The organism is Flavobacterium sinopsychrotolerans (assembly GCF_900110375.1).
Lineage (GTDB): Bacteria > Bacteroidota > Bacteroidia > Flavobacteriales > Flavobacteriaceae > Flavobacterium > Flavobacterium sinopsychrotolerans.
In genome coordinates, this window is the sequence record NZ_FODN01000001.1 from 347,963 (window position 1) to 374,278 (window position 26,316).

A 26,316-nucleotide genomic window follows, 5' to 3' on the forward strand; every position below is an offset into this window, starting at 1 on the left:
ACTATCTTAATTTTAAAGTAACAATTGACAATATGGCCAGCATGATGGCAACAATCCAAAATCGAGTTACTATTTTACTTTCATGATATCCTTTTTTCTGATAATGATGATGCAAAGGAGACATTAGAAATATTCTTCGGCCTTCGCCAAAACGTTTCTTGGTGTATTTGAAATAACTTACTTGAAGAACCACAGATAGATTTTCGACAAGAAAAATTCCGCATAATAAAGGAATCAGCATTTCTTTTCGAACGGCAATTGCAAGAACTGCAATGATTCCACCAATAGTCAAACTTCCTGTATCGCCCATAAATACCGATGCCGGATACGAGTTATACCAAAGAAATCCAATCAATGATCCCACAAATGCGGCAATAAATACTGTCATTTCCCCAGAATTAGGGATGTACATTATATTCAGATAATTGGAGAAAATAATATTTCCCGATACAAACGTAAATATTCCCAGCGCGAGCACTGAAATTGCCGAGGTTCCTGCTGCCAAGCCGTCAATACCGTCTGTTAAATTGGCACCGTTAGAAACTGCTGTAATGATAAAAATCACCACTGGAATAAAAATCAGCCAAGCCCATTTTTCATATCCTTCACCTGTCCATGCCAATAATTCCGCATAATCAAATTCATTATTTTTAAAGAAAGGGATTGTAGTCGCAGTGGATTTTTCTTCCATTGGCGCAGGCATAATCACTGTTTCTGTTGGCACTTTAAAAACATCCGATGTAGAGGTATCCGTACGAACCGTCACACCTGCATGAAAATAAAGAACTATACCCACAATTAAACCCAAACCTACTTGTCCTACAACTTTGAATATTCCTTTTAAACCTTCTTTATCTTTCTTGAAAATTTTGATATAATCATCTATAAAACCAATTGTTCCCATCCAAAGTGTGGTTACAATCAACAAAACAATATAGATGTTATGCAATTTTGCAAAAAGCACAACTGGAACCAGAGTCGCAAAAATGATAATTAATCCGCCCATTGTTGGCGTACCCGCTTTTTCGTTTTGACCTGCTAAACCAAGTTCACGAACGGTTTCTCCTACTTGTTGTCTTTGCAAAAAACGAATAATTCTTTTTCCATAAATGGTTGACAAAAGCAAAGACAGCAAAAATGCTAATGCCGATCTAAAAGTGATGTACTGAAAAACACCTGTTCCAGGAACATCTAATATTTTGTCTAAATATTCAAATAAGTAATACAGCATATTTTTCTATTTATGGAGTTGATCTAAAATTTCTTTAACTATTTTCATATCGTCAAAATCATGACGAATACCATTTATTTCCTGATACGTCTCATGCCCTTTTCCAGCAATTAAAATAATATCATTCGGCTGAGACAATTGACATGCCGTTTTTATAGCTTGTTTTCTATCGGTTATGGTCAATGTTTTTTTATAATTCTGAGGGGCAACACCTATTTCCATTTCATTAATAATAACTTCTGGATCTTCATTTCTTGGATTATCCGAAGTGAATATCGCTTTGTCACTTAAATCAGATGCAATGCCAGCCATGATTGGTCGCTTGGTTTTATCTCTATTACCGCCACAACCTACAACCGTAATTAGTTGTTCATTTTTGGTACGAATGTCATTGATGGTTTTCAGTACATTTTCTAATGCATCTGGTGTATGCGCATAATCCACAATTGCCGTAATATTTGAAGCAGAAACAATAAATTGGAAACGTCCAGAAACACTTTCTAAATCTGACAGTAAACGAAGTACCTCCAAACTTTCCATTCCAAGTTCAATCGCAGTTCCATAAATAGCCAATAAATTATAGGCATTAAATGTTCCGATTAATTTTACCCAAACTTCATTTCCGTTTATTTTTAACAACAAACCTGACAATTGATTTTCCAGGATTTGTGCTTTATAATCGGCATACGATTTTAAAGCGTAAGTCAATTTTTTGGCTGCAGTATTCTGCAACATGACCTGCCCATTTTTATCATCAATATTGGATAATGCAAATGCCGTTTTTGGCAAATTATCGAAAAATGATTTTTTTACATCTCTGTATTCTGCAAAAGTTGGGTGATAATCCAAATGGTCGTGAGACAAATTGGTAAAAATTCCACCTACAAAATGCAATGCTTCCGTTCTTTTTTGATGAATCCCATGAGAACTCACCTCCATAAAACAGTATTCAACCCCGTTCTCAACCATTTCATTTAAATAATGATTTATCGTAATCGAATCTGGAGTCGTGTGTGTCGCTTTGTATTCTATTTCGTCAACCAATATTTTAACTGTCGAAAGTAATCCTACTTTAAAACCTGCTTTTTTGAACAATTGGTACAATAAAGAAGCAATGGTCGTTTTACCGTTTGTTCCTGTTATTCCAACCAATTTCAAGTTTTGAGATGGATCTCCAAAATAATTTGCAGCCATAAATGCTAGGGCTGAATTCGTATCTTTTACCTGAACATAGGTAATTCCTTTAGCAATAATTTCTGGAAATGTATCGCATATAATAGCAACTGCTCCTTGCTGAATTGCTTTTTCAATAAAATCATGACCATCCGAAATGGAACCACGAATAGCAATAAAAACATCATTGGACTCGATTTTTCTAGAATCAAAATCCATTTTATTAACAGTAATATCCGTCGAACCTTTTACTGCTTCAATGGCTACTTTATACAATATATCTTTTAGTATATTCATGATAATTCCAATAGTATAGTTGTGTTTTTCTGAATATTTTGACCCGCCTGAAGGGATTGTTTTTTCACTTTTCCTACTCCTACGGCTTTTACTTTTATTCCTAAATTTCCCAATAATGCTACCGCATCCATACCTGACATTCCTTTAACATTTGGAATTGTTTTTTGTTTATTTTGAGATTTCACATAGAATGAATCGTAGTTATTCTCTTGTTTAGGTATCTTTCTATTTAAATTTTTAATCTCATTTGTTGAAGGCGCATCGGTAAATATTTTTTGTGCAATTCTCTTAAAAACTGGGCCAGCTACATCAGCGCCATAAAAATTATTAAGAGCCGTTTTTGGCTTATGTACTACAACTATACAGGAGTATTTAGGCTGATCCGCAGGAAAATAACCCACAAAAGAAGAGGCATAATACATTCCTGATCTACCACTTTTCCCATAATTAACCTGAGCAGTCCCTGTTTTTCCTGCCATTGAAAAATCTTTCGAATACAATTTTGAGCCAGTACCTTTTTTAACCACATTTTCTAAAACTGCTTGTAGTTTCAAAATAGTTTCCTGTGAGCAAATCTTTGGATTCAATACTTCTTTCTCGTATTTTTTGATGGTTCTGTTCCATTCTTTGATTTCAGAAACAAACTGAGGCTTTACCATTTCACCATCATTAGCAACTGCGTTATAATAAGCTAATGTTTGCAATGGGGTAATATGGACTCCATATCCAAAAGCCATCCAAGGCAGTGAAATTTTCGACCAATTTTTATCACTTGGTTGCGGAATATAAGGTATGCCTTCCCCTTTGATGGAAAGTCCTAAAGTTTTATTTAATCCAAAATTATTAAGATGATTTACAAATTGTGAAGGATTATTCTTGTAAGCATCATAAACTGCTTGAACCAAAACAGTATTAGATGATAGTTCGAAACCTCTTGCCAATGAAATTTTTCCATAACCCCCTTTATGGGAATCTTCCACTTTTTTCCCAGAATACATAACCACTCCGCCTTTACTGTCATAAACTGAACTGGTATCCGCTTTTTTATCTTCAAGAAGCGCCATCAAATCAGCTAATTTATAGGTAGAACCTGGCTCATGAGATTCCGCTACGGCATAGTTTGTGGTTTCATAATAGGTTCCGTCGCCAGCTCTTCCTAAATTAGAAATTGCTTTCACATGCCCGGTTTTTGTTTCCATAACAACAACACAACCATGATCTGCTTCATATAATTCTAATTGTTTAAGTAAAGCGTGATGCGCAATATCCTGAATATAAACGTCAATTGTAGATATGACATCATACCCGTCTTGAGGATCTACTTCATTAATATCACGGATAGGCTTCCACTGCCCTTTTGCTATTTTTTGCTTTAAAATCTTACCATCTTTTCCATTCAGATATTTTCTAAAAGCCCATTCGATTCCTTTTCCATCGAGTGATTCACCATTAGAAGTCCGTTCATAACCTACAGTACGCTCAGCAATTTTACCAATAGGATGTTCCCTTATTGTTTCTTGCTCAACAATAATTCCTCCCTTGTAAGCTCCAAGATTAAATAAAGGAAAGCCTTTAATTTTTACATATTCTGTATAACTCAAGTCTCGCGCTACCAGATAATATCTATTCTTATTTGCTCTCGCTTTTCTTAACTCATTTTCAAAAAAATTAGTTGATTTTCCCAAAAGTTGAGCCAATGAATCTGACAATATTTTTATGTTTTTTTCAAATGCTTCTGATTTAGGCGCAACCGCATCAAAACGAATTTCATAATTTGGAATTGATGTAGCTAAAAGACTTCCATCAGCAGAATAAATATTCCCTTTATTTGCAGGGATAACAAAATTTCTAACGGTTCTTTCTTTAGCTAATTTTCTGTAATAATCCCCTTCAACCCATTGAAGATTTGTTAACTTAACAGCAATAGCGATTGCCATCAAAAAGATAGCAAAAGCGACCAGATAAATTCTGTAGGATATGTATTTATCTTCTACTGCCATATTTTTTTAAAAAAGTTTTTTTCTTCTTCTTTTGATACTTTTATTTTTACTGGAGGAACTGTTGACGGAAATATTTGTTTTATTTCCATTTTCTGAGAAACAGTTGATTCCATCTTTAGCTTCATTAATTCAGAGCGTCTGTCTACAAATTCTGAACGCAATTCTTTTACTTGATTCGTTAAATCCGAGATCATAAAAACCTTCTGCTCAAAACGCTGTGTATTTGCAATCATAACAATAGCCAAAAGAATAACAAAAACGATAAAACGCCAATTCTTCATGGCATCATCGTCAATAAGGAATCGCGCTTTTAATATACTGTATACTCTCTTTTTCATTTTTTCCTCTTTACAAAAATCAAAAACACAAATTACTCTACAATTCTATTTTTTCAGCAATTCTTAATTTTGCACTTCGTGCCCTATTATTTAGTTTAATTTCTTCTTTATCTGGAACAATTAATTTTCCAATTGTTTTAAATGGAACTGAAAAATTTCCAAAAAAATCACGTTCAGGTTCTCCTTCGAACATTCCGTTTTTCATAAATCTCTTTACCAACCTATCTTCTAGTGAATGGTACGATATCACGCTTAACCTTCCGCTGGGATTTAATATTTCTAAAGACTGTTCTAAAAACTCTTTCAAAACATCCATTTCTTGATTCACTTCAATTCGAATGGCCTGATAGATCTGTGCCAATATTTTATTTCTAACTCTTTCAGGTAAATATCGCGCCAAAACTTCTTTCAATTCATCTGTTGTTTTGATTGACTGCTCCTCTCTGGCTTCTATAATTGTCCTTGCTAATGCAGGTGCATTTTTCAATTCACCATAATCCAAAAACACTCTTCTTAAATTCGCTTCATCATATTCATTGACAACTCGGTAGGCATTCAAATCATTTTTCTGACTCATTCTCATATCCAACCCAGCATCAAAACGAGTTGAAAAACCTCTTTCGGCAACATCAAACTGATGTGAAGAAACCCCTAAATCAGCTAAAATTCCATCAACACTTTTCACTCCATAAAAACGCAAAAAACGTTTTATATGCCTAAAGTTTTCATTGATGAGAACAAACCTTTCATCGGGCAAAGCATTCGCTAAAGCATCTTCATCCTGATCAAAAGCAAACAACTTTCCGCTTGGCCCAAGTCGTTTTAAAATTTCTTTCGAATGACCTCCTCCACCGAAAGTTACATCTACATAAATGCCGTCAGGCTTAATATTTAAACCATCTACTGATGCCTGAAGCAAAACCGGATTATGATATTCCATTGTTGTCGTCATTTAAATTCCCCATTACTTCTTCCGCTAAATCCGCAAAATCCATATCTTCACCACTTATTGATTTTTCGTATAAATCTTTATCCCAAATCTCAACAATATTAACAGCTGAAGAGAACACCACTTCCTTAGCAATGCTTGCAAAAACCACTAAATCTTTAGGCACTAATAAACGTCCTAATGCATCAATCTCGACCACTTTTACCCCAGCGGTAAATCTGCGTATAAAGTCATTGTTTTTTTTAACAAATCGATTTAATTTATTGATTTTTTGCATCATCAAATCCCACTCCTGCATAGGATACAACTCCAAACATGGCTGAAAAACGGAGCGCTTCAAAACAAAACCGTTTTGAAGAGAAGTGGCCAACTGCTTTTTTAAAGGCGCTGGCATAAGCAGCCTCCCTTTAGCATCGACTTTACATTCATATGTTCCGACAATTGTATCCAAGAAAAAGTATTAAATGGTGTAGAGCAAAAATATAAAAAATATTACCACTATTTACCACTATATACCACTTTGTTAATAAGTTTAACCACTTTTGGACAAAAACCCTTAATTTTTGGACAATCAGAACGTTAGCTCTCTTTTATTTCTTTGTAAGAAAGATAATTATATAAAAAAAAGACACAAAAACATAACGGATTATAGATTAAAAATGCTATGAATAAAAGTCGGAAAATCCAAAATAAGAACTCAAATATTAAAATAAAGCCATTTCATTTTTTACATCAATCAGTATATTTTACAATTAAAAATTGTTGTAAAAATTCATTTTTATTTATTAAATCCTATATTTGTCGAAATTGAAATCCGGATTCAAAAAAAATGGAAAAACACTATAAAAAAGAAGGTAGATACAGCTATTATGAAGCTGGTGAGGGAACTCCGATTGTCATTTTACATGGACTTATGGGAGGACTTAGCAACTTTGACGCGGTTGCAAATTACTTTTCTACAAAAGGATATAAAATAATTATTCCAGATTTACCTATATACACTCAAAACATTTTAAAAACAAATGTAAAAAGTTTTGCAAAATACGTTAAAGACTTCATCACTTTCAAAGGGTTAGACAGGGTTATACTTTTAGGAAATTCATTGGGCGGCCATATTGCCTTATACCATACTAAAATGTACCCAGAAAAAGTGGCTGGACTAGTAATAACAGGCAGTTCCGGGCTTTATGAAAGTGCCATGGGCGACAGTTATCCAAAAAGAGGCGATTATGAATACATCAAGAAAAAAGCTGAAGATGTTTTTTATGATCCAAAGATAGCTACCAAAGAACTTATTGACGAAGTATACGAATCTGTAAATGACAGAATCAAATTGATAAAAACATTGACGATTGCAAAAAGTGCTATTCGTCATAATATGGCAAAAGACTTACCAAAAATGCATGTTCAAACCTGCATCATTTGGGGAAAAAATGACAAAGTTACTCCGCCGGATGTTGCGGAAGAGTTTAATAAATTATTACCTAATTCTACCTTGTATTGGATTGACAAATGTGGTCATGCGGCCATGATGGAACATCCTGAAGAATTTAATCGTTTACTAGAAGAATGGTTGATAAAAACTAATTTATAAACCCTTTAAAAAAAGGTTTTTTCACATACTAAGAATATGAAAATAAATACTGCCGAGTTCATAATTAGTAACTCAGATGTAACCAAATGTCCGAAAGACTTTTTGCCGGAATATGCTTTTATTGGTCGCTCAAATGTTGGTAAATCTTCTTTGATCAACATGCTAACGAATCATAAAAAGTTAGCTAAAACATCCGGAAGACCAGGAAAAACACAGTTAATTAATCATTTCTTGATTAATAATAATTGGTTTCTTGTAGATTTACCCGGTTATGGTTATGCCAAAGTATCGAAGAAAACAAAATCTATTTTTCAAGAATTCATTACTGATTATTTTGAAACTAGAGAACAATTAGTTTGTGCATTTGTTTTGATTGACATTCGTCATGAAGCACAAACCATAGATATCGAATTTATGTCCTACATGGGAGAAAGCGAGATTCCTTTTTGTATTGTTTTCACCAAAGCGGATAAAATTAGTAAGGTAAAAATTGACTCTCATATTGCAGCATACAAAAAGAAAATGTTTGCTAATAACTGGGCCGAAATGCCACACTATTTTGTTACCTCTGCGACTGAATCAACCGGAAAAGAAGAATTACTAAGCTATATTGACGAAGTAAATCAAGAGGTTTTCAAGAATAACAGTCAGTTTTAGAAGTGTTTTAAATCAAGAGAAAAACAAAGTATGCATAAAAAAACCATTATTTCTTTATTAAAACAGTAGTTATTTTAGTAGTTTTTATTTCTTGCAAAAGCAATACGTACATTTTAACCAACAACAATTATAAAACAGGAGTTGACTTTACAAAAGGCAGATGGCTTTTAAACCAATTAGATTGTCCTGGCACTAATATCGAAAAACTCAATGAGGAGGCGATTGTTTTCTTTAAAAAAAATTTAAATGATCGTTATTACTACAGAGAGAATACCAGCGGCTTATTAATTCCCTATCAAATACCATTAAATCCTAGTAAACAAAAACTCAAAGAATTAAAAATAGGAACAGGTTTTGATTTTTTCATCAATATATCTTCTAAAAAAAATAAAGACGAACTTAGCACTTTAGGATTATATGAAGATGAAAATTCAAGAGGTAAAAACCAAAGTGAAGTTAGCTTAGAAATATATGATTTAAATCTTCAAGAAATTATTTATTCACAAAGAGCCATTGGCACTGAATCCGCAACAAAAGAAAAATCAGTTTGGGAAACTAAAAAATCTAATAAATTGATTGATAATATTTCTTTTCACAGAAGCTCGAATAAATTAATGATGGGCTCTTTAAAAAAAATATTAAAAGATTTAGAAAAAAAATCTATTACAAACTAAAAAAAGGAGCTTATTAATTATAGCTCCTTTTTTTAAAAACTACTCTATTTTGTCAACTCTAGTTTTTCTGCAAAATAATCACAGAAATCTTTCATAGTATCCGCCATTTTTTCATCATCTGTAGCACGCTTGAAGGTTTCAGACATAGCTACCAAAGTCTGGTGAAAGAAAATTTTCATTTCATCAACGGGCATATCTTTTGTCCATAAATCAATTCGCATACTTTCTTTTGCTTTGCTATCCCAAATAGACAACATGATAGCCTTTGCCTCTTCCTGCTCTACTCCGCCGTCTTTGGCAGACCACATTAATTTTTCTGGAACACGGTTTTCATCTAATTCGATTAAAAACTTAATTTCTGATGTATTTTTATTTGACATTACTTTTTAGGTTTGTATTTTGATTTCAAAAATATTTCTTTTGCATCTGTTTTTAATAAATCAGGAACAGGCACCTCATTGTTTTCCATGTAAGAACGCACCATTTGCCAACCAATCCAAGCACCAACCTGTCCTGGAGATTCATTATCAATTTCTAAATAAAATTTAGAAAATGGAGCTGGATTTATAAATCGTGTTATTAGTTTTTGATCATCACTATACAACATCTCTTTTTCAATAAAGTAACGCCACATGTAACTTTCATTTTCTTGACACCATGTAATTTGCTCAGGAGTATACCCCATTTTTTCTGCATCACTGTAATTTGGCAAAAACAAATCTTTTAAATACAATTGCTTTCCCTGATAAATCATTTGACTTAACAGATCTTTGTCAGTAACTGGTGGTATTTTCCGTGATGAAAAACTTGAAACAATATCCGGCATAATCTGTTTTTGCTCAAAATTTTGTTTGATATAATTGGGAAACTGATAAAATTTATGGTTTTTTCCTAAATACAATTCAAGCGAAATAATAACCAGACTATCCGCATAAATAGCCTTGTTAGTATAATCCATTTCAGAGATTATGGTAATCACTTTTGGAGTTTTTGTATTAGGAAAATAATATTTTATATGTTTAAAAAGCAATTCTAATTCCGATTTAACAGGTTCAAAATCAGCATATTTTTTTTGGACCTCTGTATAAACTTCTCTCCAGATTGGATCTTGCATTTTATTTAACCAAATACTATTATCATTTCCCGCAGGAAAAAAAAACGGAAAAGCTGATTTTACTTTTTCTAAATCCTTTGGGGGAGTTTCAAAAAATATTTTATCAAAACGTTCAACCTTCAATTCTAAAGGAATTGCCGTGACAGCATTTTTTGTTTTATTTTTCTTATCGCACGATAAAAAAAAGAGACAAAAGACTACAAGAAATGGATATATTTTCATATTTATTAATTAAATTTGTTTCCAAAGAATTAAAGGAAACGAATGCACAACTAATTGATTTTGCAAATATACATTCCTGCTTTTTAAAACGTAAACTATTATGATTAAAAAAAGAACAATCCAGGTTGAAAAAGTAAATGCGCATATTGTGAATTGGTTGAAGACGTATGCCGAAAATGCAAAAGTAAATGGATTTGTTATCGGGATTTCTGGCGGAATCGATTCTGCAGTTACCTCAACACTATGCGCACAAACAGGGTTAAAAGTTTTATGCGTTGAAATGTCCATCCATCAAGCGCAAAGTCACGTAACTCGTGGACGCGAACATATTGAGCAATTAAAAAACAGATTTCCAAACGTAACCAGTATTGAAGCTGATTTAACCTCCGTTTTTGAAACTTTTAAAAAAGCAGTACCCGACGATTCAGACACTTGTAAACTAAATTTATCCCTGGCAAATACTAGAGCTAGGTTAAGAATGACTACTTTATATTACTTCGCAGGCTTACACAGCCTTTTGGTTGCCGGAACAGGCAATAAAGTTGAAGATTTTGGGGTAGGTTTTTATACTAAATATGGCGACGGCGGAGTCGATTTGAGCCCGATTGCTGATTTAATGAAATCCGAAGTATATCTCTTAGGTAGTTATTTAAAAATACCGGAGTCCATATTAAAAGCATCACCAACAGATGGTTTATTTGGTGATGACAGAACTGATGAGGATCAGTTAGGAGCCAGTTATGATGAACTAGAGTGGGCTATGTTAGAAAATGAAGCGGGGAAATCCGCAAATGATTTTTCAGGAAGAGAAAAAATTGTTTTCGATATTTATAAGCGATTAAATACTATTAATCAGCATAAAATGATTGCAATTCCCGTTTGTTTTATCCCAAAAGAATAAAGAAATCACATTTTATATTGATTTACAATTAATTACAGAATTTATTTATTAATTTTACAATTCCAAATAACAAATAATTCTAAAAAATTTAAAATCATGATTAAAGTATGTATAGCCGATAATTATCCTGTTGTGCATTTTGGAGTAAAATCTTACTTTAAAGATAATGCAGAGATCTCAATAGTTGCCAATGTTGGTAATTTTTTGATGGTACGGGATATCCTTCAAACAAAAGAAATTGATGTATTAATATTAGACTTGGAACTGGAAGGTCTTTCCAGTATTTTTGAGGTCAAAGCACTCTTAAAAAATTTCCCAAAAACTAAAATTATTATCTTCAGTGGTCTTTCTGAACAAATTTATGCGCCAAATGCCATAAAAGCCGGAGTTTCTGGCTTTGTGCATAAATCAGAGAAATTAGAAACTTTAGGTCAATCGATTATTAAAGTCCACCAAGGAAAAATAATCATGAATGAGACCGTGAAGAAAAACTTAGCTTTAATTGCTAAACAAAGCAAAAGCGAACGTTTATACCGCAAACTTTCCAATCGAGAAGTTGAAGTTTTACGCTATTTAAGTGATGGAAAAAAGAATCATGAGATTGCTGATATCCTGAAACTTAATGAAAAAACTATTAGTACGTACAAATTACGATTGCTAACAAAACTGAATGTTACTAACTTAGTAGATTTAGTAAACAAAGCAAAAACTTTAGAGATCGTTTAATACCGCGACATAACTCTCCCTAATTTTTTTGAAAAAGAATGGATTAATACATTATAATCCATAACCATAGACAAAGGCTCTGTATTATCTGAATCAACTTCAGATGATAGAGAGCTTTTTAATTCTTCGATGATTTTGCCCACCAAATACCAACGTAAAGTCAAAATAGTCTCCGAAACATCCTGTCCTATCGTATCATTTTTTGATTTCGGAAAAATATTCTGTCCTACCCAATCGTGCAACACCACTCGTTCATCCTCCATCAAAATATCAGTTACTTCTTGTGCAAAATCAACCTGTAAGCGCATTAAATACTGCTCTAAACTAAAACTTTCGTTGTGATGATAATAGTTAATTAAATCATTAAATATATCTCTAAACAATGGATTTGCCAATTCTACTTCATCCTCTTGTAAACTGAGATAGATTCGTTGATATACTTTATACTCTTTCTTTTCAGTTACAGTTTCTATTTTCCCTTCTTCATTTGTTCTCAAGAATGTATCTTCAAACTCTTCATCTTTGTTTCCGTATAACAAAAGAATCTCAATGATTTTTCTTTCCAGACGATATAAAATATCTACTTTTTCTGCATCAATTGGATTTTCGTTTTTTACAACTTCAAAAGCTTGTTGTTCCTGTTTTTGTTTTTTTCCAACTTCAGCAACATCTTTTTGAACTAATTGCGCCAAGGTACTTTGTAAAACTTGCTCCGAAATATCCATAATTCGGGAACATTCCTGAATATAAATTTCACGCTGAATTCTGTCCGGAATTTTCGAAATGCTGACAACCATATCCCGAATCAAATCCGCTTTTTTTATCGGATCGTTTTTGGCTTCATTCATCAAAAGCGAGGCTTTGAACTGAATGAAATCTTTAGCATTATTCTCTAGGTATAAAACTAAATCTTCATAGGATGTTTTCTTGGCAAAACTATCCGGGTCTTCTCCGTCAGGAAATGTACATACTTTTACATTCATTCCTTCTTCAAGAATCAAATCGATTCCTCGAACTGACGCCCGTAAACCGGCCGCATCTCCATCAAAAAGTACCGTTATATTCTTTGTTAGTCTATTGATTAATCGAATTTGGTCGGGTGTCAAAGCTGTTCCTGAGGAAGCCACAACATTTTCAATTCCAGATTGATTGAACTGAATTACATCCGTATATCCTTCGACTAAATAACAATTATTCAACTTAGCAATGGATTGTTTGGCTTGAAAAATACCATACAATACTTTACTTTTGTGGTAAATATCACTCTCGGGTGAATTCAGGTATTTTGCCGCTTTTTTATCATTGGTAAGAATCCTTCCTCCAAAACCCAACACTCTTCCTGACATACTTTGTATTGGGAACATCACACGTCCTTTGAACCTGTCAAAAGGCCTGTCATCACGGGGAATTGTGAGCCCTGTACTTTCCAGAAATTCTAATTTATATCCTTTGCCTAATGCTTCTTTGGTAAAAGCATCCCAAGCTTCCGGTGAATATCCTAAACTAAATTTCTTTATAGTTTCATTGGTAAAACCACGTTCTTTAAAATAAGAATAGCCAATAGCTTTGCCTTCTTCAGAGTTTAAAAGTGTATCATGGAAATAGATTTTCGCAAATTCCGAAACCAAATACATACTTTCCCGAACATCCGTATTGGCTTTCTCTTCATCTGATTGTTCCGTTTCCTCAATTTCAATATTATATTTTTTAGCTAAATAACGAATGGCTTCCGGATACGTAAATTTTTCATGTTCCATCAAGAAAGCTACAGAATTCCCTCCTTTACCAGAACTAAAATCTTTCCAAATTCCTTTGGCAGGAGAAACCATGAACGATGGGGAACGTTCTTCAGAAAATGGACTTAGCCCTTTGAAATTACTTCCTGCACGTTTCAAGTTTACAAAATCACCGATAACCTCCTCTACTCGGGCAGTTTCGAAAACAGTATCAATAGTGGCTTTTGAAATCAATTTTTTTTTTTAAAGGTCAAAGTTACAAAGTTTAATTTTACAAAATTATCTTAAAAACAAATAAAATTTAACTGTAATATAAACAACTGAACATGTAAAAAATATAGTAACTAACTTAGAGAAGAAATATCTTATTTTATAACTAAAAGTAACCCCAAGAATCCATTAATTTTTTACAAACTTTTATTTATGCCAAAATAAGCGTTACTTAGTATCTGATAGCCCCAAATCACGTACGCAATTTGTTGCCACATAATTAATTACTTACTTAAAAAAACCTATGCCTTTATTACAGAATAAAAAAAAATAAGGAAATTATTTGATAACATGGATTTTCAGCAAGAATTTAATAGTATTCTATTATTTGTATCGGAAATATGTGAAATCCCTTGTGTCTTTATATCATTAATTGATTTAACTGGCCTAACTGTAAAAGCAAAAATAGGCTTAAATCTTATGCCTATCTCACCTAAGATATTAGCATTTAATGAGAATATTATTCAGCAAAATAAAATTAAAATCGTTTCAGATATTAATAATGACGTTTCTAATCAATCCGAAAACTTAGTAGATTTTTTCGCTGGGCTTCCAATCTGTCTTAATGAAAATCTAGTTATCGGAACTATTTGTATTATGGGCACTAAACCGAAAGAGCTTTCCTCAATACAATTAAAATATCTGGATCATGCTGTACAACAAATTCAATCTTTATTGCAATTACATATTGAAAATAAGGAATTACAAGAAACAATCAAACAGCAAGAAAATCAATTTCAACTGACTATAGATAATTCAAATGAAATTATCTACGAGATCAATTTAGAAGGAATAATTAACTATGCCTCAAACAACTGGACAAAATATCTGGGTTATGATATTAAAGAGGTCTTAGGCAAAAGCAACGCTTCCTTTTTACACCCTGAAGATTTAGAAAATTGTATTAATTTTTTAGATAGAGTCATTAAAACCGGAGAAAATGAAGGGGAATTAATCTATAGAATTCTGCATAAAGAAGGGCACTATGTTTGGCATGAAACACGTTTGAAATTATCCCTAAAAAATGGCTCTCCATTTTTTATAGGAAACTGTAGAGACATTACTGAACATATTGAGGTCCAACAGAAGCTACTGCAACAAAAAGATTTCTATGAAACCATATTAAATAATTTACCAACCGATGTTGTAGTATTTGACTCTAATCACAAATACATCTATGTAAATCCAATAGCAATCAAAAATGAAGAGTTGCGCAAATTTATAATTGGAAAAGACGATTTTGAATATGCACAACATATGCAACGAGATCCCTCCATCGCTAGAAGTAGAAGGGAAAAATTTCTTGCAGCACTTCAAATAGAGAAAACCTTGCTTTGGGAAGAAACTTTACATTCTGAAGTTGATGGTATTACGTACCATGACCGAAAATTTACTCCAGTTTTTAATAATGATGGAAGTTTTAAAATGATGATCGGTTTTAGTGTTAACATCACTGAAAGTAAAAAAATTCAAGAGGAAATTCTCAAAAGCCGACAACTAACTGCCAGTATTCTCCAAAACGTAGCTGTTGGGATTTTAGTTCAAGGACCACAATCAGAGATTTTAGAAAATAATAAAGCAGCTTGCGAAATGTTAGGACTTACGGAAAATCAACTTCGTGGTAAAACCTCTTTTGATGATACATGGAAAGTAATTCACATAGATGGTTCACCTTTCCAACCCGACGAACATCCTGTTCCGCAGGCGATACAAAAGTTGAAACCAATAAATAATATTGTCATGGGTGTGCATCGTCCAACGTATAATGATTTGGTTTGGTTAATGGTTGATGCCATACCTGTATTTGGAGATCTTAATGAATTACTCTATGTAATATGCTCTTTTAATGATATAACTGCACAAAAAAAAGCAGAAGATTCCTTAAAAATCAGCAATGAGCGCTTTACCTATTCCAGTAAAGCTACTTCAGATGCGCTTTGGGATTGGAATATGATTACGGATGAAATATTTGTAGGAGAAAGCTATTCTATTCTTTTTGGACATCAATTTGAGAATAACATTATAACAGGTCAAGAATGTGAGAATTATATTCATCCAGAAGACAGAGAAAACTATTTTGCATCTGCAGAAAAAGCCGTAAATACAGATGTTTATAGATGGACAGAAGAATACCGTTATCTAAAATCAGATAAAACTTATGCCTTTGTAAAAGACAAGGCCGTTATTATACGAAACGATGAAGGTAAGGCAATCCGAATGATTGGAGCCATGCAAGACATCACGAAAGAGAAGAAATTAAAAGATGAATTACAGCAAAGTGAGGAACAATTTAAAGGAGCTTTTGAGAATTCAGCAGTAGGAATGGCTTTGGTTAATGTATATGGTTATTATACAGAAACGAACGTAAGACTTTGTAAAATGCTTGGTTATTCCAATCAAGAAATGAAATGCCTGAAATTCCAAGAAATCACTCATCCCGAAGACTTGACTGTTGATTTGGATTATAAAGAAAAATTAGACACCGGAAAGATATCTAACTTCAGTTCAGAAAAAAGGTTCATTCATAAAAATAATTCTATCATATGGGCACAGATGTCTGTTTCGTCAGCAAAAAACAATAAGAATGAAATTAAGTATTATATCGTCCAGGTAATAGACATTACCGAAAGAAAAAAAATCGAAGAGGAAAACAAAGTGTTAACTGATGAAAATAACAGGAATAAAACTAGTCAGTTAAATGAGGCGAAGAGTCTTTATCGTCTATTAGCAGATAATACGGTAGATTTAGTTTGTTTACATAACGCAGATACAACTTTTAAGTATATTTCACCATCAATACAAAATTTGCTAGGGTATTCTTCCGACGAATTACTAGGAAAATTTCCTTTGGATTATGCTCATCCAGAAGATAAAAATTATCTTGAAAAAAAAATGGATAATTTCCTCACCCTGAAAACGGATGAACTAGTAATTGCAAGATTTAAAAAAAGTAACAATGAATATATCTGGATTGAAATAAAAACAAGTTTAATCTTAGAGAACAAAGTTCTAATTGAAATTCAAACAAGTTCAAGAGATGTAACTTCTAAAAAAATAGCCGAAGAAGCAATTGAGAAAGCACTTGCAAAAGAAAGAGAATTAAATGAATTACGCACCAATTTAGTATCCACAATTTCTCATGAATTCAGAACGCCTATGACTACAATTAGAACTAGCGCGGAATTAATATCTATGTATTTAGAAAATCAAAATGTAGTAAACGGAAATCGTTTACAAAAACGAGTTACTATTATTACTGAGGAAATCGATCGAATTGTTGAACTAATGAATGCTGTATTAACTATTTCTAAAGAAGATTCCGGAAAGACTAATTTCAACCCTACATCATTTGATTTGAAAGAGTTTTGTCTTGAAATAGTTGACAATAACTATTTAAATAATCTAAATCTTCCAATGGTGATTACAAATTTTAATGGCTCAACTTTCACAGTTAATGCTGATAAAAAGCTAATGGAATATGCTATTCTTAATATTTTAAATAATGCTTTTAAATATTCCGAAAAATCTGCAAAGGTAATTCTTAATCTTTCTTCAACGAGTGATACAATTGTCCTTGAAATTATTGATTTTGGTATCGGTATTCCTAAAGAAGACCACGTTAAATTATTCAACACTTTTTTCAGAGCAAGTAATACCGATGGTTTTCAAGGAACTGGTTTAGGATTATATATCGCTAAAACATTCACTAAAAAAAATTCAGGAACAATTGCATTAGAAAGCGAATTAGGAAAAGGTACAAAAGTAACCATGAAATTTCCTTTAAACAAATAATTAAAAACGATGGCTAGAATATTAATTATTGACGATGAACTAAGACTGAGAGAAACTATTTGCGAATTACTTTCCTACGCCGGTTACGATGTCCTTGATGCTCATGACGGAATTGAAGGATTAGAAAAAGTCAAGCAATTTATACCTGATCTTATCCTCTGCGACATTATGATGCCTATTCTTGACGGATACGGATTCATGGAAAAACACAAAATTTCTGATTACTCTGATATCCCAGTGATCTTTCTTACTGCCAGAATAGAACTTAAAGATCAAAAAAAAGGTGATGCTTTAGGAATTAAAGCATATTTAAAAAAGCCATTTATTTTTAAAGAATTAAAAAGTATCATTGAATCAGAATTAGCAAAAACTTCTAAATCAAACAGATAATTAATAATTTTTTATTCTTACTTGTAATTATGCAATGTGCTTTTTAAAGTTCTGGTAATAAAATTCAAATCCCTGTTTAACTTTGGTTTTTAATATTGTAGAAGCTGGAAATTTAGAAAGAAATCTTTTGGTAAAGTGAAGGTTTTCTTTATTGATGATTATTTAGTTAAAATCGTAATGAGTTTTATTTATAAGTAATCTATAAGAATTATTCTCTATGCAACTCACTACAAAAATTAGAATTAGTCCTAAAATTAAAGATACCATTATAGTACTTAAATATAAAGATTATAAAACCACAACATAAAATAAAATCTAAAATACTAGTACTATAATATTGGCTGTAAATTCTCTATTTTTTATTAATCTACTATTTGAAATTTGATTTAAGGTGATTACAGCATGACAATTTTTAAAAGTTACTTTTGACTCTGAAATTACAAAAAGAGAATTTTTCTCTAAAAATTTTTTCGTATTTTGTTGTATTTGTGCTCATATCTCTCTAATTGGATTAAATTTAAAGAATCTTACCAAAAACAGCTTACACCTACTAAAGTATAGTTCATTGCCCCAAATAAACATTTAAATAAGCTGCTTGGTAAGAAGTACCCCAAATCTTTTATAAAAATAGATTCTGAAATTATATAATACTCTATTTTTAGTTATAGCTTAAAAAAAAGTACTAATAATTTATATCCCAAAAAAAGTCAACTATTCTTTTTAGAAACTAAACTCTCCTTTATAATAATATTTATACATATACCCTATACTCTTAGCTAAAGAGAAATTCCCACAATAAAGACAACTACAATTAATCCGATTCCAATAACAAAGAGACTAAACACAACTATATTATTTTCCGTTACTGTTTCCTTATTATCAGGAAACAATTCCTTTAAATCATCCCAATCAAATTGTGATAGTCTTGTTTTAAGTTTCATTAAAAGATCATTTAAAATTCTAAACATTACATTTTTTTGAAGAAAACTAATCTATTTCTTTAGAATTGATTTACTTATTACTTCTGATTTAAAGAAAAGAGCCAATAATTTAAAATCAAAAAAAAAACACTCTTTTAAAAGAGTATTTTTTTTTAAAATTATTTATTCAGCTTGTCTTTACAAAATTTAAAGCAACGATTGTTTTTCATTTTGGATTGATTTTATATAATCCCGAGGAGTTACATTAAGATATGATTTAAAGCTGGTAGAAAAATAAGAGAACGAGTTGAATCCCGTTTCATCGACTAAATATTGTACATTTCTTTCTCCTAAATCAATGAGTTTAATAGCATATTCTAATTTAAACTCTCGTACATATTGACTCGCATTTTTATTAGTGAGTTTCCTCACTCTTTTATCTAATGTTGATTTACTTATGAAAAGCTGACTTGACAATTCATTCATATCAATTTTTGATTTTAAATATTTAACTAGAACTTCATTTAACGAGGTTAAAAAATCTTTTTCAGATAATTTAATAGTAACTTTTGAAAACGGATCAGGAACATATTTCTTTTCTATATTATTTTTAAGTTCAATCACATTTTTTATTTTATAGACCAATTCCTTCACTTTAAAGGGTTTCATTATAAAATCATTTACTCCATTTTCTAACTGCTTAAATTTTATATTATCATCCATATTAGCAGTAATTATAATAAACGGAACTGTTTTAAATTTAATGTTTTTCTTGATTTTTAAAAATAGTTCTTCGCCACCCATAATAGGCATCATTAAATCACTTATAATGACATCAGGAATGTTTTTTTGAAAATATAGTAAAGCTTCTCCCCCATCTTTTAGCCATTTTACATCAAAATCACTCAGAATCAATAATTCTAAAATTGAATTTCCGAGCGCTTTATCATCTTCAATTAATACTATTTTTATTTTTTGATTTCTCATTGTACTAAACTAATTATTTACATTTTAACTTATTGATTTTTTTATTTAAATTATAAGTACTTGTATTCCTCCAAAATTAAAATTAAAATACCTTTATTTTTTTTTAATTTCTTCAAAAGAATTCAGGCTTATTTATTATTTCTTTTTATAAAAAACATAATTTAAGTAATTTAAACATTAGTAAATCAATGAAAAATATTTTATTGAGCATTTCAAAAGCGAATAATCATCTTTTAAAAGAGGATTCAATCGACGATGCATTAAATTTTTGTATTACTGATATTGGCAAAACCCAAGAAATTGACAGATGTTATATTTTTAAAAATCGAAATGATAATGACGGGCTAAAACTTTACTATACCCATGAATGGTGCAATAACGATATTGAACCTTACATTGATAGTCCAAATCTGAGCGGCCTTACTTATGATGCTTTCCCGGGACTTTATGAAACATTAGTAAAAAACGAACCTCTTTATGGACTTGTAAAAGATAGTAAAAATGATTATTTCCGGGAACTTATGGAAATGCAAGGCATAAAATCCTATTTATTCACTCCAATCTTTTCCAACAATCTCTTTTGGGGATGGATTGGTTATGATGATTGCAAAACGGAAAGAAAATGGGCGAATGAAGAAGTATATGCCTTACATGCCGTTTCTAAAAATATTGGGCTCCGACTCAATCAAGACAAAACCATTTTAAAATTAGAAGCTACTTTAGAAAAATTTGACTTCTACATGAAAGGTTCTAATCAAGCTATGTGGGAATTATATATTAGCACCAATAAAAATGTTTTTTCCTATAATTGGGTAAAAATATTAGGTTACACAAACGATGAGATCACAGATGATGCTGAATTTTGGAAAAACAGTACTCATCCTGAAGATTTCCTGAAAATTGCAATAGATTTAGAAAACTTCATATCTGAAAAATCCCTTAATTATTATGGAACAGCAAGAATGATTCATAAAGATGGACATACTGTTTGGGTAAAATATTCCGGTTTATTAAAAAAAAACAAACAAGGTAGACCCATAAAAATTATTGGAACCTATATCGACATCAGCGAAATTAAAGAAAAAGAAAAACAACTGGAGTTGTCAGAAGAAAAATTTAGATTTATTGCCGAAAACACCACTGATTTAATTACACAACATTTAAAAAATGGAGATTATAGCTATGTTTCAAATTCTTCAACAGAAATTATCGGATACACCCCAGAAGAATTAATCAATAAAAGTCCTTGGGATTTTATTCATAAAGATGACTTACCAAAACTTCAAAAATATCATAATAGCAGCATCAAACATTTACAAACTGAAATAATTACATATCGTTATAGAAAAAAAAACGGAAGTTACATCTGGCTAGAAAGCACATTCAAGGCTATTTTTGAAATTGAAAATCAGTTTGCAAAAATTCAATCCTCCAGTAGAGATATCAGTAAAAGAATAAAAGCTGAAAAAAAAATTAAAACAGCGCTATTAAAAGAAAGAAAATTCAACGAATTGAAATCTAATTTTGTAGCGATGGCATCCCATCAGTTTAGAACACCTTTAACTGTTATTTATTCTAACGCAGAACTTATTGATATTAAAACAAATAGTTTTGAAAAAGAAGCAACTAATAATCTGGAATCCATCACTTCAAGAATTAAAACTGAAGTGGACAGAATGACTCAGTTAATGAACAATATTTTAATTTTTGGGGAATATGAGTCCACAAATATTAAAAAAAATATAAAGTCCATTGATTTCGAAAAATTCATTGAGACATTAATCAGTACTTATTTTAATAATTCTAATGATGGGCGAAAAATTGAATTAGAAATCGAAGGTAAAAAACAAGTTCTTTTTACTGATGAAACATTAATGGTGCACATTTTAACAAACTTAATCAGTAATGCATTTAAATATTCTGCAGGTAGACCTAATCCGCTTTTAGTCATAGCCTATTTGGCGAACGAAATTGAAATAGAAGTAACTGATTTTGGAATTGGAATTCCCGAAAAAGAAATTCAATATCTTTTCACCTCTTTTTTTAGAGCTTCAAATACAAATACCATAATTGGTTCCGGTCTGGGTTTAGCTATTGTAAAACAATTTACAGATTTTTTAAACGGAAAAATCGAATTACAAACCAAAGAAAATTTTGGAACAAAAATAAAATTAATTTTCCCTTATGAACAAAACTAAAATTCTCTTAGTTGATGACGAAGTAAGTTTAAGAGAAACTATTAGCGAGTTGCTTATCATTCAGAATTACAACGTCAAATCTGCCTGTAATGGACAAGAAGCATTAGACTTTTTAGAATATTGGATACCAGACTTAATTATTTGCGATATAATGATGCCGGTTATGGATGGTAGTACATTACTTGAATTAATAAAAGATAATAATTCTTTGAACTCTATACCCTTTATTTTTTTGACTGCAAAAAAAGAAAACAATCTAATGAGAAAGTGTCTGTTGGACGGCGCTGATGATTACATAGCTAAACCATTTAAAATAAGAGAATTAATATCTATTATAGAATCAAAGATAGAACGATTTGAAAAAATAAAGAATTCTCATAGTAATTTATATCTGGGTAAAAAAAAGGTTTTTTTACATGAAATCAATACACCACTAAATGGAATTTTAGGACCTATTGAGCTTCTAATGGAAAATCAAGAAAAACTAGACAAAAAAGAAATATCCGCATTTTATGAATCGATTAAAATATCGGGTGAGCGACTAAATAGAACCATGCAAAATATAATTTTTTATCAAAATCTTAAAAACAACTCCATCGAATTTGACCCTAATTCGAGTTCTGAAATATTAAATGCATTTTTAAAAACAAAAGAAAAAATTTTTAAGATTTATGAAGGGCAGGAAAAAAGAATCAGTTTTGAAATTGATAAAGCAATAATTAAATTTAGTCAAGAGCATTTGGAATTCATTTTTTTTGAATTAATAGACAATGCCTTAAAATTCTCTTCAAATAATAAAATCATTATTGTTTCTGGTGAACAGTTTAATAATGAATATTATGAATTGGTAATTAGAGATTTTGGGATTGGTTTAAGTGAACAAGAATTAAATAAAATTGGTGCTTCTCAACAATTCAATCGGGAAAAAAGAGAACAACAAGGGTTAGGATTAGGACTTTTCTTAAGCAAAATTATTATAAAAAAATCAGAGGGTGTTTTTACCATCATTTCAAAAGAAAATGAAGGGACTACAATAAAAATATTCCTCCCTTTATATAAAAACTACAAATCTTGACTAAAATTATATCAATAATAATAAAAGCGCCTTTTTCAAAGCGCTTCTCAGATTAAAAAACTAACTCAAACAATTTTTAATTGAAATCAAAACGAAGCCCTAAAGAAACATTGTTTTGTTTCACTGCATTGTCTTTAAACAAAGGATTCAAGTCGTATTTCAAGTACAAACTAGTGGATTTATATCCAATATAAGAACTCAAACCATAGATAAAATTACTGGCATTAAAATCCCCTTTGGTTCTTTCAGTAGCTTTCAAATCATTGTCATCATACTTGATAATTTGCTTTGATTTCAAATTGATTCCTGCATAACCACCTATTCCAAAACGAACACTTTGATGCGTTCTGAAAAATGGTTTATCCTCTTTCATTTTTTTACCCGAAAAATCAAACTCTAAATGAACTGGCGCCACTAAATATATATTTCTGAAACGAGAATCACTGATATCAATAGGATTAACCGCCAGATTAGTTTGATTACCATTGATTACAAAAATGCGATTATCAGTAGGTCGAAGATTATTGTACATTACAGACAAGCCGTATTTAGCATGAAGCAAATTGTTGTTTTTTGCAATTCTGCTGTTATAAGAAACGCCTAATTCATAAAAATGAGAACCTAAATACCTGAAATCTGATTTTTCGACACTTTTATTGGTTACCACATTATTTAATCCCGCAGCAAAAACCACCTGACTTGTAGTTCGTTTTGATTGTCGATCTTCTTTGTCTTTTTGGCCGTTGTAAACTTTCATTGAGGTAATGTTAATTTCTCTTTTATTCATCCCAATGGCATCATTGCTACCTCCTATAATTATACTTGTACCGCCACTTTTGTTTCCTTTTTCTTCTTCAAACTTACCATCAACTTTATCTTGAATTAATTGATTTAATTTTCCTTCTTCAATAGCAACTTTTTTATCGATATTAGCTGCACGTTCTTCTGCTTTCTTTAATTTAAGTTCATCCGCTTTTTCTTTAGAAATAATTCCTTTGACAACATCTTCATCTATTAGAGCGATTTCGGCTTTCAAAGCTTCTTTTTGACTGTCAGTTATTGTTTTAATTTCATCAGAAATTGCTTTCGCTCTTGTTTCAAATGAAATTACCTTTTGTTCTCTTCCTTTAATCGAACCCGTTTCAGTAAAGGAATCATCAACTACTTCAAGCGTTACGTCCTTAAACCAAATTTGACCTGTTTCATCTAATAAAACGCCATAAGAAATTGATGTTGCTTCTTGAGGAACAAATAAAACCACTTCATATTTTGTCCAGTCAGCGGTTCCTTTTATAGCTCTTTCTCCCATGTTATCAAAAGAGAGAACAGCAGCGGTATAATAATCAACACGCATCCAAAGTCCAGCCCAATATTTTACATTTTCACTTTTTACATAACCCGTCATTTTAACTGTTTTCCCTACATACAAATCAGATTTGATGGTTTTCATAATATTTCCAAAACCATTAATCTTCTTTTTAATTGATTTGATTGTTAAAACATTTTGATTGGCAAATTCAGGAGTTTTATCAAGACCTATTTCATAACTCCCTGGCACCGTTTGTTTATAACTCCAATCTAATGGAAATTCTAATTCTTGAGCATTTACTTTAGCTACCATAGCAACCAACAGTAATAGTGTAAATAAAATAATTTTTTGCATGATTTTCGTTTTTTGATTGATGATTGATTTTTATTTATTATTCGTAATTTCTATTAACTAAAACTGTTTTTATAGCATTAAAATTTTTATTGAATTTGTCCAATGCAGATTTTTTAAACGATTGACTTAATTCGCTTTCAGCATTTGACAATAAACTGTTTGGATTTACCGAAATACCTATTCTAGTATTTTCAATTGTTTTATCAGAATCTTTTGTTTCAAATTTAGTATTACTAACCTCTGCTAATAATTTTTCTGCTGAAACGTATCTATTGCTAATTGTTTCTGGGTAATTCTTGTTTTCAGAAGAATTAACTATGGGGTCATTCTTTTTTGCTAGAGTGATAATTGCAACTTCCTCCTCTTTCGTATTAAGTTCCTTTGACTGCTTTTTTTGAATAGTATTGTCAGCAGTAACTTCATGCTCCTTAAATGTTGGTTTTTGAATTTGGCCAAGCAAAACAGTTTCATTGATTATTTCTGGCTCATTTAAATTATCCCTATCAGTTTTTTGTTCCAAAACTACCGGAGTATCTTTATTTATTTTTACAGTTTCAGAACTATTAAAATAAACTGTTCCTATCAATAGAAATCCAACAAAACTTGCCGCCATAAACAACCAAGGAAACTTTGTTTTTGTTTTTTGCTTCGCCTGTTCGCTATTGCTCGGGTCAGCCGCCGTAAGCATCGCATCCAGTTTACTCCAAGCCATTTGTGATGGTTTGATCTCCCTAGAATTCAACTGCTCTTTGAACTGTGTTTCTAATTTATTCGGTTCCATACTCGTAATTTTTTAACGTATTAATCTGCCCTTGCAACATTTTTCTGGCATGTGATAATTGCGATTTTGATGTTCCTTCCTTAATCCCTAACATACCTGCAATTTCGTGATGTTTGAATCCTTCAATAGCATATAAATTGAAAACCATTTTATAACCATCCGGCAAATTATCAATCAGAAATTGAATATCGTCTATTGAAAATTGGCTTTCGATGTTGTTGAAACTTTCTTCAAAATAGATTTCATCTTCACTATATTTTAGCTTTTTTTCAACTCGAATAAAAGAAATACATTCATTGACCATGATTCTTCTAATCCAACCTTCGAAACTTCCTTTGTGCTGAAAATTCTTCAGATTGGTAAAGACTTTCATAAAAGCAGTAATCATAATATCTTCGGCCTGATGGATATCTTTTATGTATTGGCGGCAAACGCTTAACATTTTTGGAGAAAACTTGGTGTAAATCTGCTGTTGCGCCTGCCGATTGTTTTCGACAGCTAACTGGATTAATTCATTTTCTTCCTGATGTAAGTTGATTACTTTCAAAATCTTTATAAAGTGTTTCTATAAGTATAGACGATTGACTATGCAAAAAGGTTGCATCTTGAATAGAAAAATTTTTGATTT

At 31.3% G+C, this 26,316-nt stretch carries 22 protein-coding genes; 8 read left to right on the top strand and 14 right to left on the bottom strand.

Features of this window, described 5'->3' with window-relative positions; translation table 11 throughout:
• Position 1: 1 nt before the first annotated feature.
• Genes mraY through mraZ form a run of 6 tightly spaced genes read right to left on the bottom strand, consistent with a single transcriptional unit; the run spans position 2 to position 6,439 of the window.
• A complete protein-coding gene (gene mraY / locus BMX64_RS01540; RefSeq protein WP_091165288.1) occupies positions 2-1,231 on the bottom strand; it encodes a phospho-N-acetylmuramoyl-pentapeptide-transferase in 1,230 nt (409 codons plus the stop codon).
• 6 nt (positions 1,232-1,237) lie between these two features.
• The gene (locus BMX64_RS01545) at positions 1,238-2,701 is read right to left on the bottom strand and encodes a UDP-N-acetylmuramoyl-L-alanyl-D-glutamate--2,6-diaminopimelate ligase (protein ID WP_091165292.1); all 1,464 of its coding nucleotides are present in this window, start codon (positions 2,699-2,701) and stop codon (positions 1,238-1,240) included.
• Positions 2,698-4,701, bottom strand: coding sequence for a penicillin-binding protein (locus tag BMX64_RS01550; protein ID WP_091165295.1), 2,004 nt, complete (start codon positions 4,699-4,701; stop codon positions 2,698-2,700). The genes BMX64_RS01545 and BMX64_RS01550 overlap by 4 nt, the downstream gene beginning before the upstream one ends.
• Positions 4,692-5,039 (bottom strand): FtsL-like putative cell division protein, encoded by a 348-nt coding sequence (locus BMX64_RS01555; RefSeq protein WP_091165299.1) that lies wholly within the window; start codon positions 5,037-5,039, stop codon positions 4,692-4,694. Before BMX64_RS01555 ends, BMX64_RS01550 begins: the two co-directional genes overlap by 10 nt.
• A 37-nt stretch (positions 5,040-5,076) precedes the next feature.
• Entirely contained in the window at positions 5,077-5,991 is a 915-nt protein-coding gene (gene rsmH, locus BMX64_RS01560; RefSeq protein ID WP_208858950.1) for a 16S rRNA (cytosine(1402)-N(4))-methyltransferase RsmH, read from the bottom strand.
• On the bottom strand, positions 5,966-6,439 hold the full coding sequence (gene mraZ / locus BMX64_RS01565; RefSeq protein ID WP_091165302.1) for a division/cell wall cluster transcriptional repressor MraZ: 474 nt from the start codon (positions 6,437-6,439) through the stop codon (positions 5,966-5,968). Before mraZ ends, rsmH begins: the two co-directional genes overlap by 26 nt.
• A gap of 378 nt (positions 6,440-6,817) precedes the next feature.
• On the opposite strand from mraZ, the gene BMX64_RS01570 reads away from it, so the two are divergent.
• A complete protein-coding gene (locus BMX64_RS01570; RefSeq protein ID WP_091165306.1) occupies positions 6,818-7,582 on the top strand; it encodes an alpha/beta fold hydrolase in 765 nt (254 codons plus the stop codon).
• Positions 7,583-7,618: 36 nt separating this feature from the next.
• Positions 7,619-8,239: a ribosome biogenesis GTP-binding protein YihA/YsxC gene (gene yihA / locus BMX64_RS01575; protein ID WP_091165309.1), complete on the top strand. Its 621-nt coding sequence runs from the start codon at positions 7,619-7,621 to the stop codon at positions 8,237-8,239.
• Positions 8,240-8,957: 718 nt separating this feature from the next.
• Here yihA and gldC read toward each other — a convergent pair.
• Both gldC and gldB read right to left on the bottom strand, forming a co-directional pair.
• Entirely contained in the window at positions 8,958-9,293 is a 336-nt protein-coding gene (gene gldC, locus BMX64_RS01580) for a gliding motility protein GldC (RefSeq protein WP_091165314.1), read from the bottom strand.
• On the bottom strand, positions 9,293-10,249 hold the full coding sequence (gldB, locus tag BMX64_RS01585; RefSeq protein WP_091165318.1) for a gliding motility lipoprotein GldB: 957 nt from the start codon (positions 10,247-10,249) through the stop codon (positions 9,293-9,295). The genes gldC and gldB overlap by 1 nt, the downstream gene beginning before the upstream one ends.
• Before the next feature lie 100 nt (positions 10,250-10,349).
• Here gldB and nadE point away from each other — a divergent pair, with 100 nt between their 5' ends.
• Both nadE and BMX64_RS01595 read left to right on the top strand, forming a co-directional pair.
• On the top strand, positions 10,350-11,150 hold the full coding sequence (gene nadE / locus BMX64_RS01590; RefSeq protein ID WP_091165323.1) for an NAD(+) synthase: 801 nt from the start codon (positions 10,350-10,352) through the stop codon (positions 11,148-11,150).
• Positions 11,151-11,246: 96 nt separating this feature from the next.
• Entirely contained in the window at positions 11,247-11,876 is a 630-nt protein-coding gene (locus BMX64_RS01595; RefSeq protein WP_091165328.1) for a response regulator transcription factor, read from the top strand.
• Here the strand turns inward: BMX64_RS01595 and dnaG are convergent.
• Positions 11,873-13,846: a DNA primase gene (dnaG, locus tag BMX64_RS01600; RefSeq protein WP_091165330.1), complete on the bottom strand. Its 1,974-nt coding sequence runs from the start codon at positions 13,844-13,846 to the stop codon at positions 11,873-11,875. The two genes, BMX64_RS01595 and dnaG, sit on opposite strands and share 4 nt — an antisense overlap.
• 456 nt (positions 13,847-14,302) lie before the next feature.
• Between dnaG and BMX64_RS01605 the strand changes: the two genes are divergently transcribed.
• Positions 14,303-17,674 carry a PAS domain-containing sensor histidine kinase gene (locus BMX64_RS01605; protein WP_167543009.1) on the top strand — a complete coding sequence of 1,124 codons (3,372 nt, stop codon included), beginning with the start codon at positions 14,303-14,305 and terminating at the stop codon, positions 17,672-17,674.
• A 9-nt stretch (positions 17,675-17,683) separates the two neighbouring features.
• Positions 17,684-18,064, top strand: a complete 381-nt coding sequence (locus tag BMX64_RS01610; protein WP_091165336.1) for a response regulator — start codon at positions 17,684-17,686, stop codon at positions 18,062-18,064.
• 776 nt (positions 18,065-18,840) lie between these two features.
• On the opposite strand, the gene BMX64_RS15630 is transcribed toward BMX64_RS01610, so the two are convergent.
• The gene (locus BMX64_RS15630) at positions 18,841-19,005 is read right to left on the bottom strand and encodes a hypothetical protein (protein ID WP_167543010.1); all 165 of its coding nucleotides are present in this window, start codon (positions 19,003-19,005) and stop codon (positions 18,841-18,843) included.
• Between the two features lie 186 nt (positions 19,006-19,191).
• A complete protein-coding gene (locus BMX64_RS01620) occupies positions 19,192-19,971 on the bottom strand; it encodes a response regulator transcription factor (RefSeq protein WP_091165343.1) in 780 nt (259 codons plus the stop codon).
• A 188-nt stretch (positions 19,972-20,159) separates the two neighbouring features.
• On the opposite strand from BMX64_RS01620, the gene BMX64_RS01625 reads away from it, so the two are divergent.
• A complete protein-coding gene (locus BMX64_RS01625; protein ID WP_091165346.1) occupies positions 20,160-22,169 on the top strand; it encodes a sensor histidine kinase in 2,010 nt (669 codons plus the stop codon).
• The gene (locus BMX64_RS01630; protein WP_091165349.1) at positions 22,156-23,244 is read left to right on the top strand and encodes a hybrid sensor histidine kinase/response regulator; all 1,089 of its coding nucleotides are present in this window, start codon (positions 22,156-22,158) and stop codon (positions 23,242-23,244) included. Before BMX64_RS01625 ends, BMX64_RS01630 begins: the two co-directional genes overlap by 14 nt.
• Before the next feature lie 76 nt (positions 23,245-23,320).
• Here BMX64_RS01630 and BMX64_RS01635 read toward each other — a convergent pair whose 3' ends face one another.
• The 3 genes from BMX64_RS01635 to BMX64_RS01645 are packed head-to-tail and all read right to left on the bottom strand — an operon-like array spanning position 23,321 to position 26,235.
• The gene (locus tag BMX64_RS01635; protein ID WP_143056043.1) at positions 23,321-24,907 is read right to left on the bottom strand and encodes a hypothetical protein; all 1,587 of its coding nucleotides are present in this window, start codon (positions 24,905-24,907) and stop codon (positions 23,321-23,323) included.
• 37 nt (positions 24,908-24,944) lie between these two features.
• Positions 24,945-25,688: a hypothetical protein gene (locus tag BMX64_RS01640; RefSeq protein ID WP_091165358.1), complete on the bottom strand. Its 744-nt coding sequence runs from the start codon at positions 25,686-25,688 to the stop codon at positions 24,945-24,947.
• Entirely contained in the window at positions 25,675-26,235 is a 561-nt protein-coding gene (locus BMX64_RS01645) for an RNA polymerase sigma factor (RefSeq protein WP_091165362.1), read from the bottom strand. Before BMX64_RS01645 ends, BMX64_RS01640 begins: the two co-directional genes overlap by 14 nt.
• Positions 26,236-26,316: the final 81 nt, after the last annotated feature.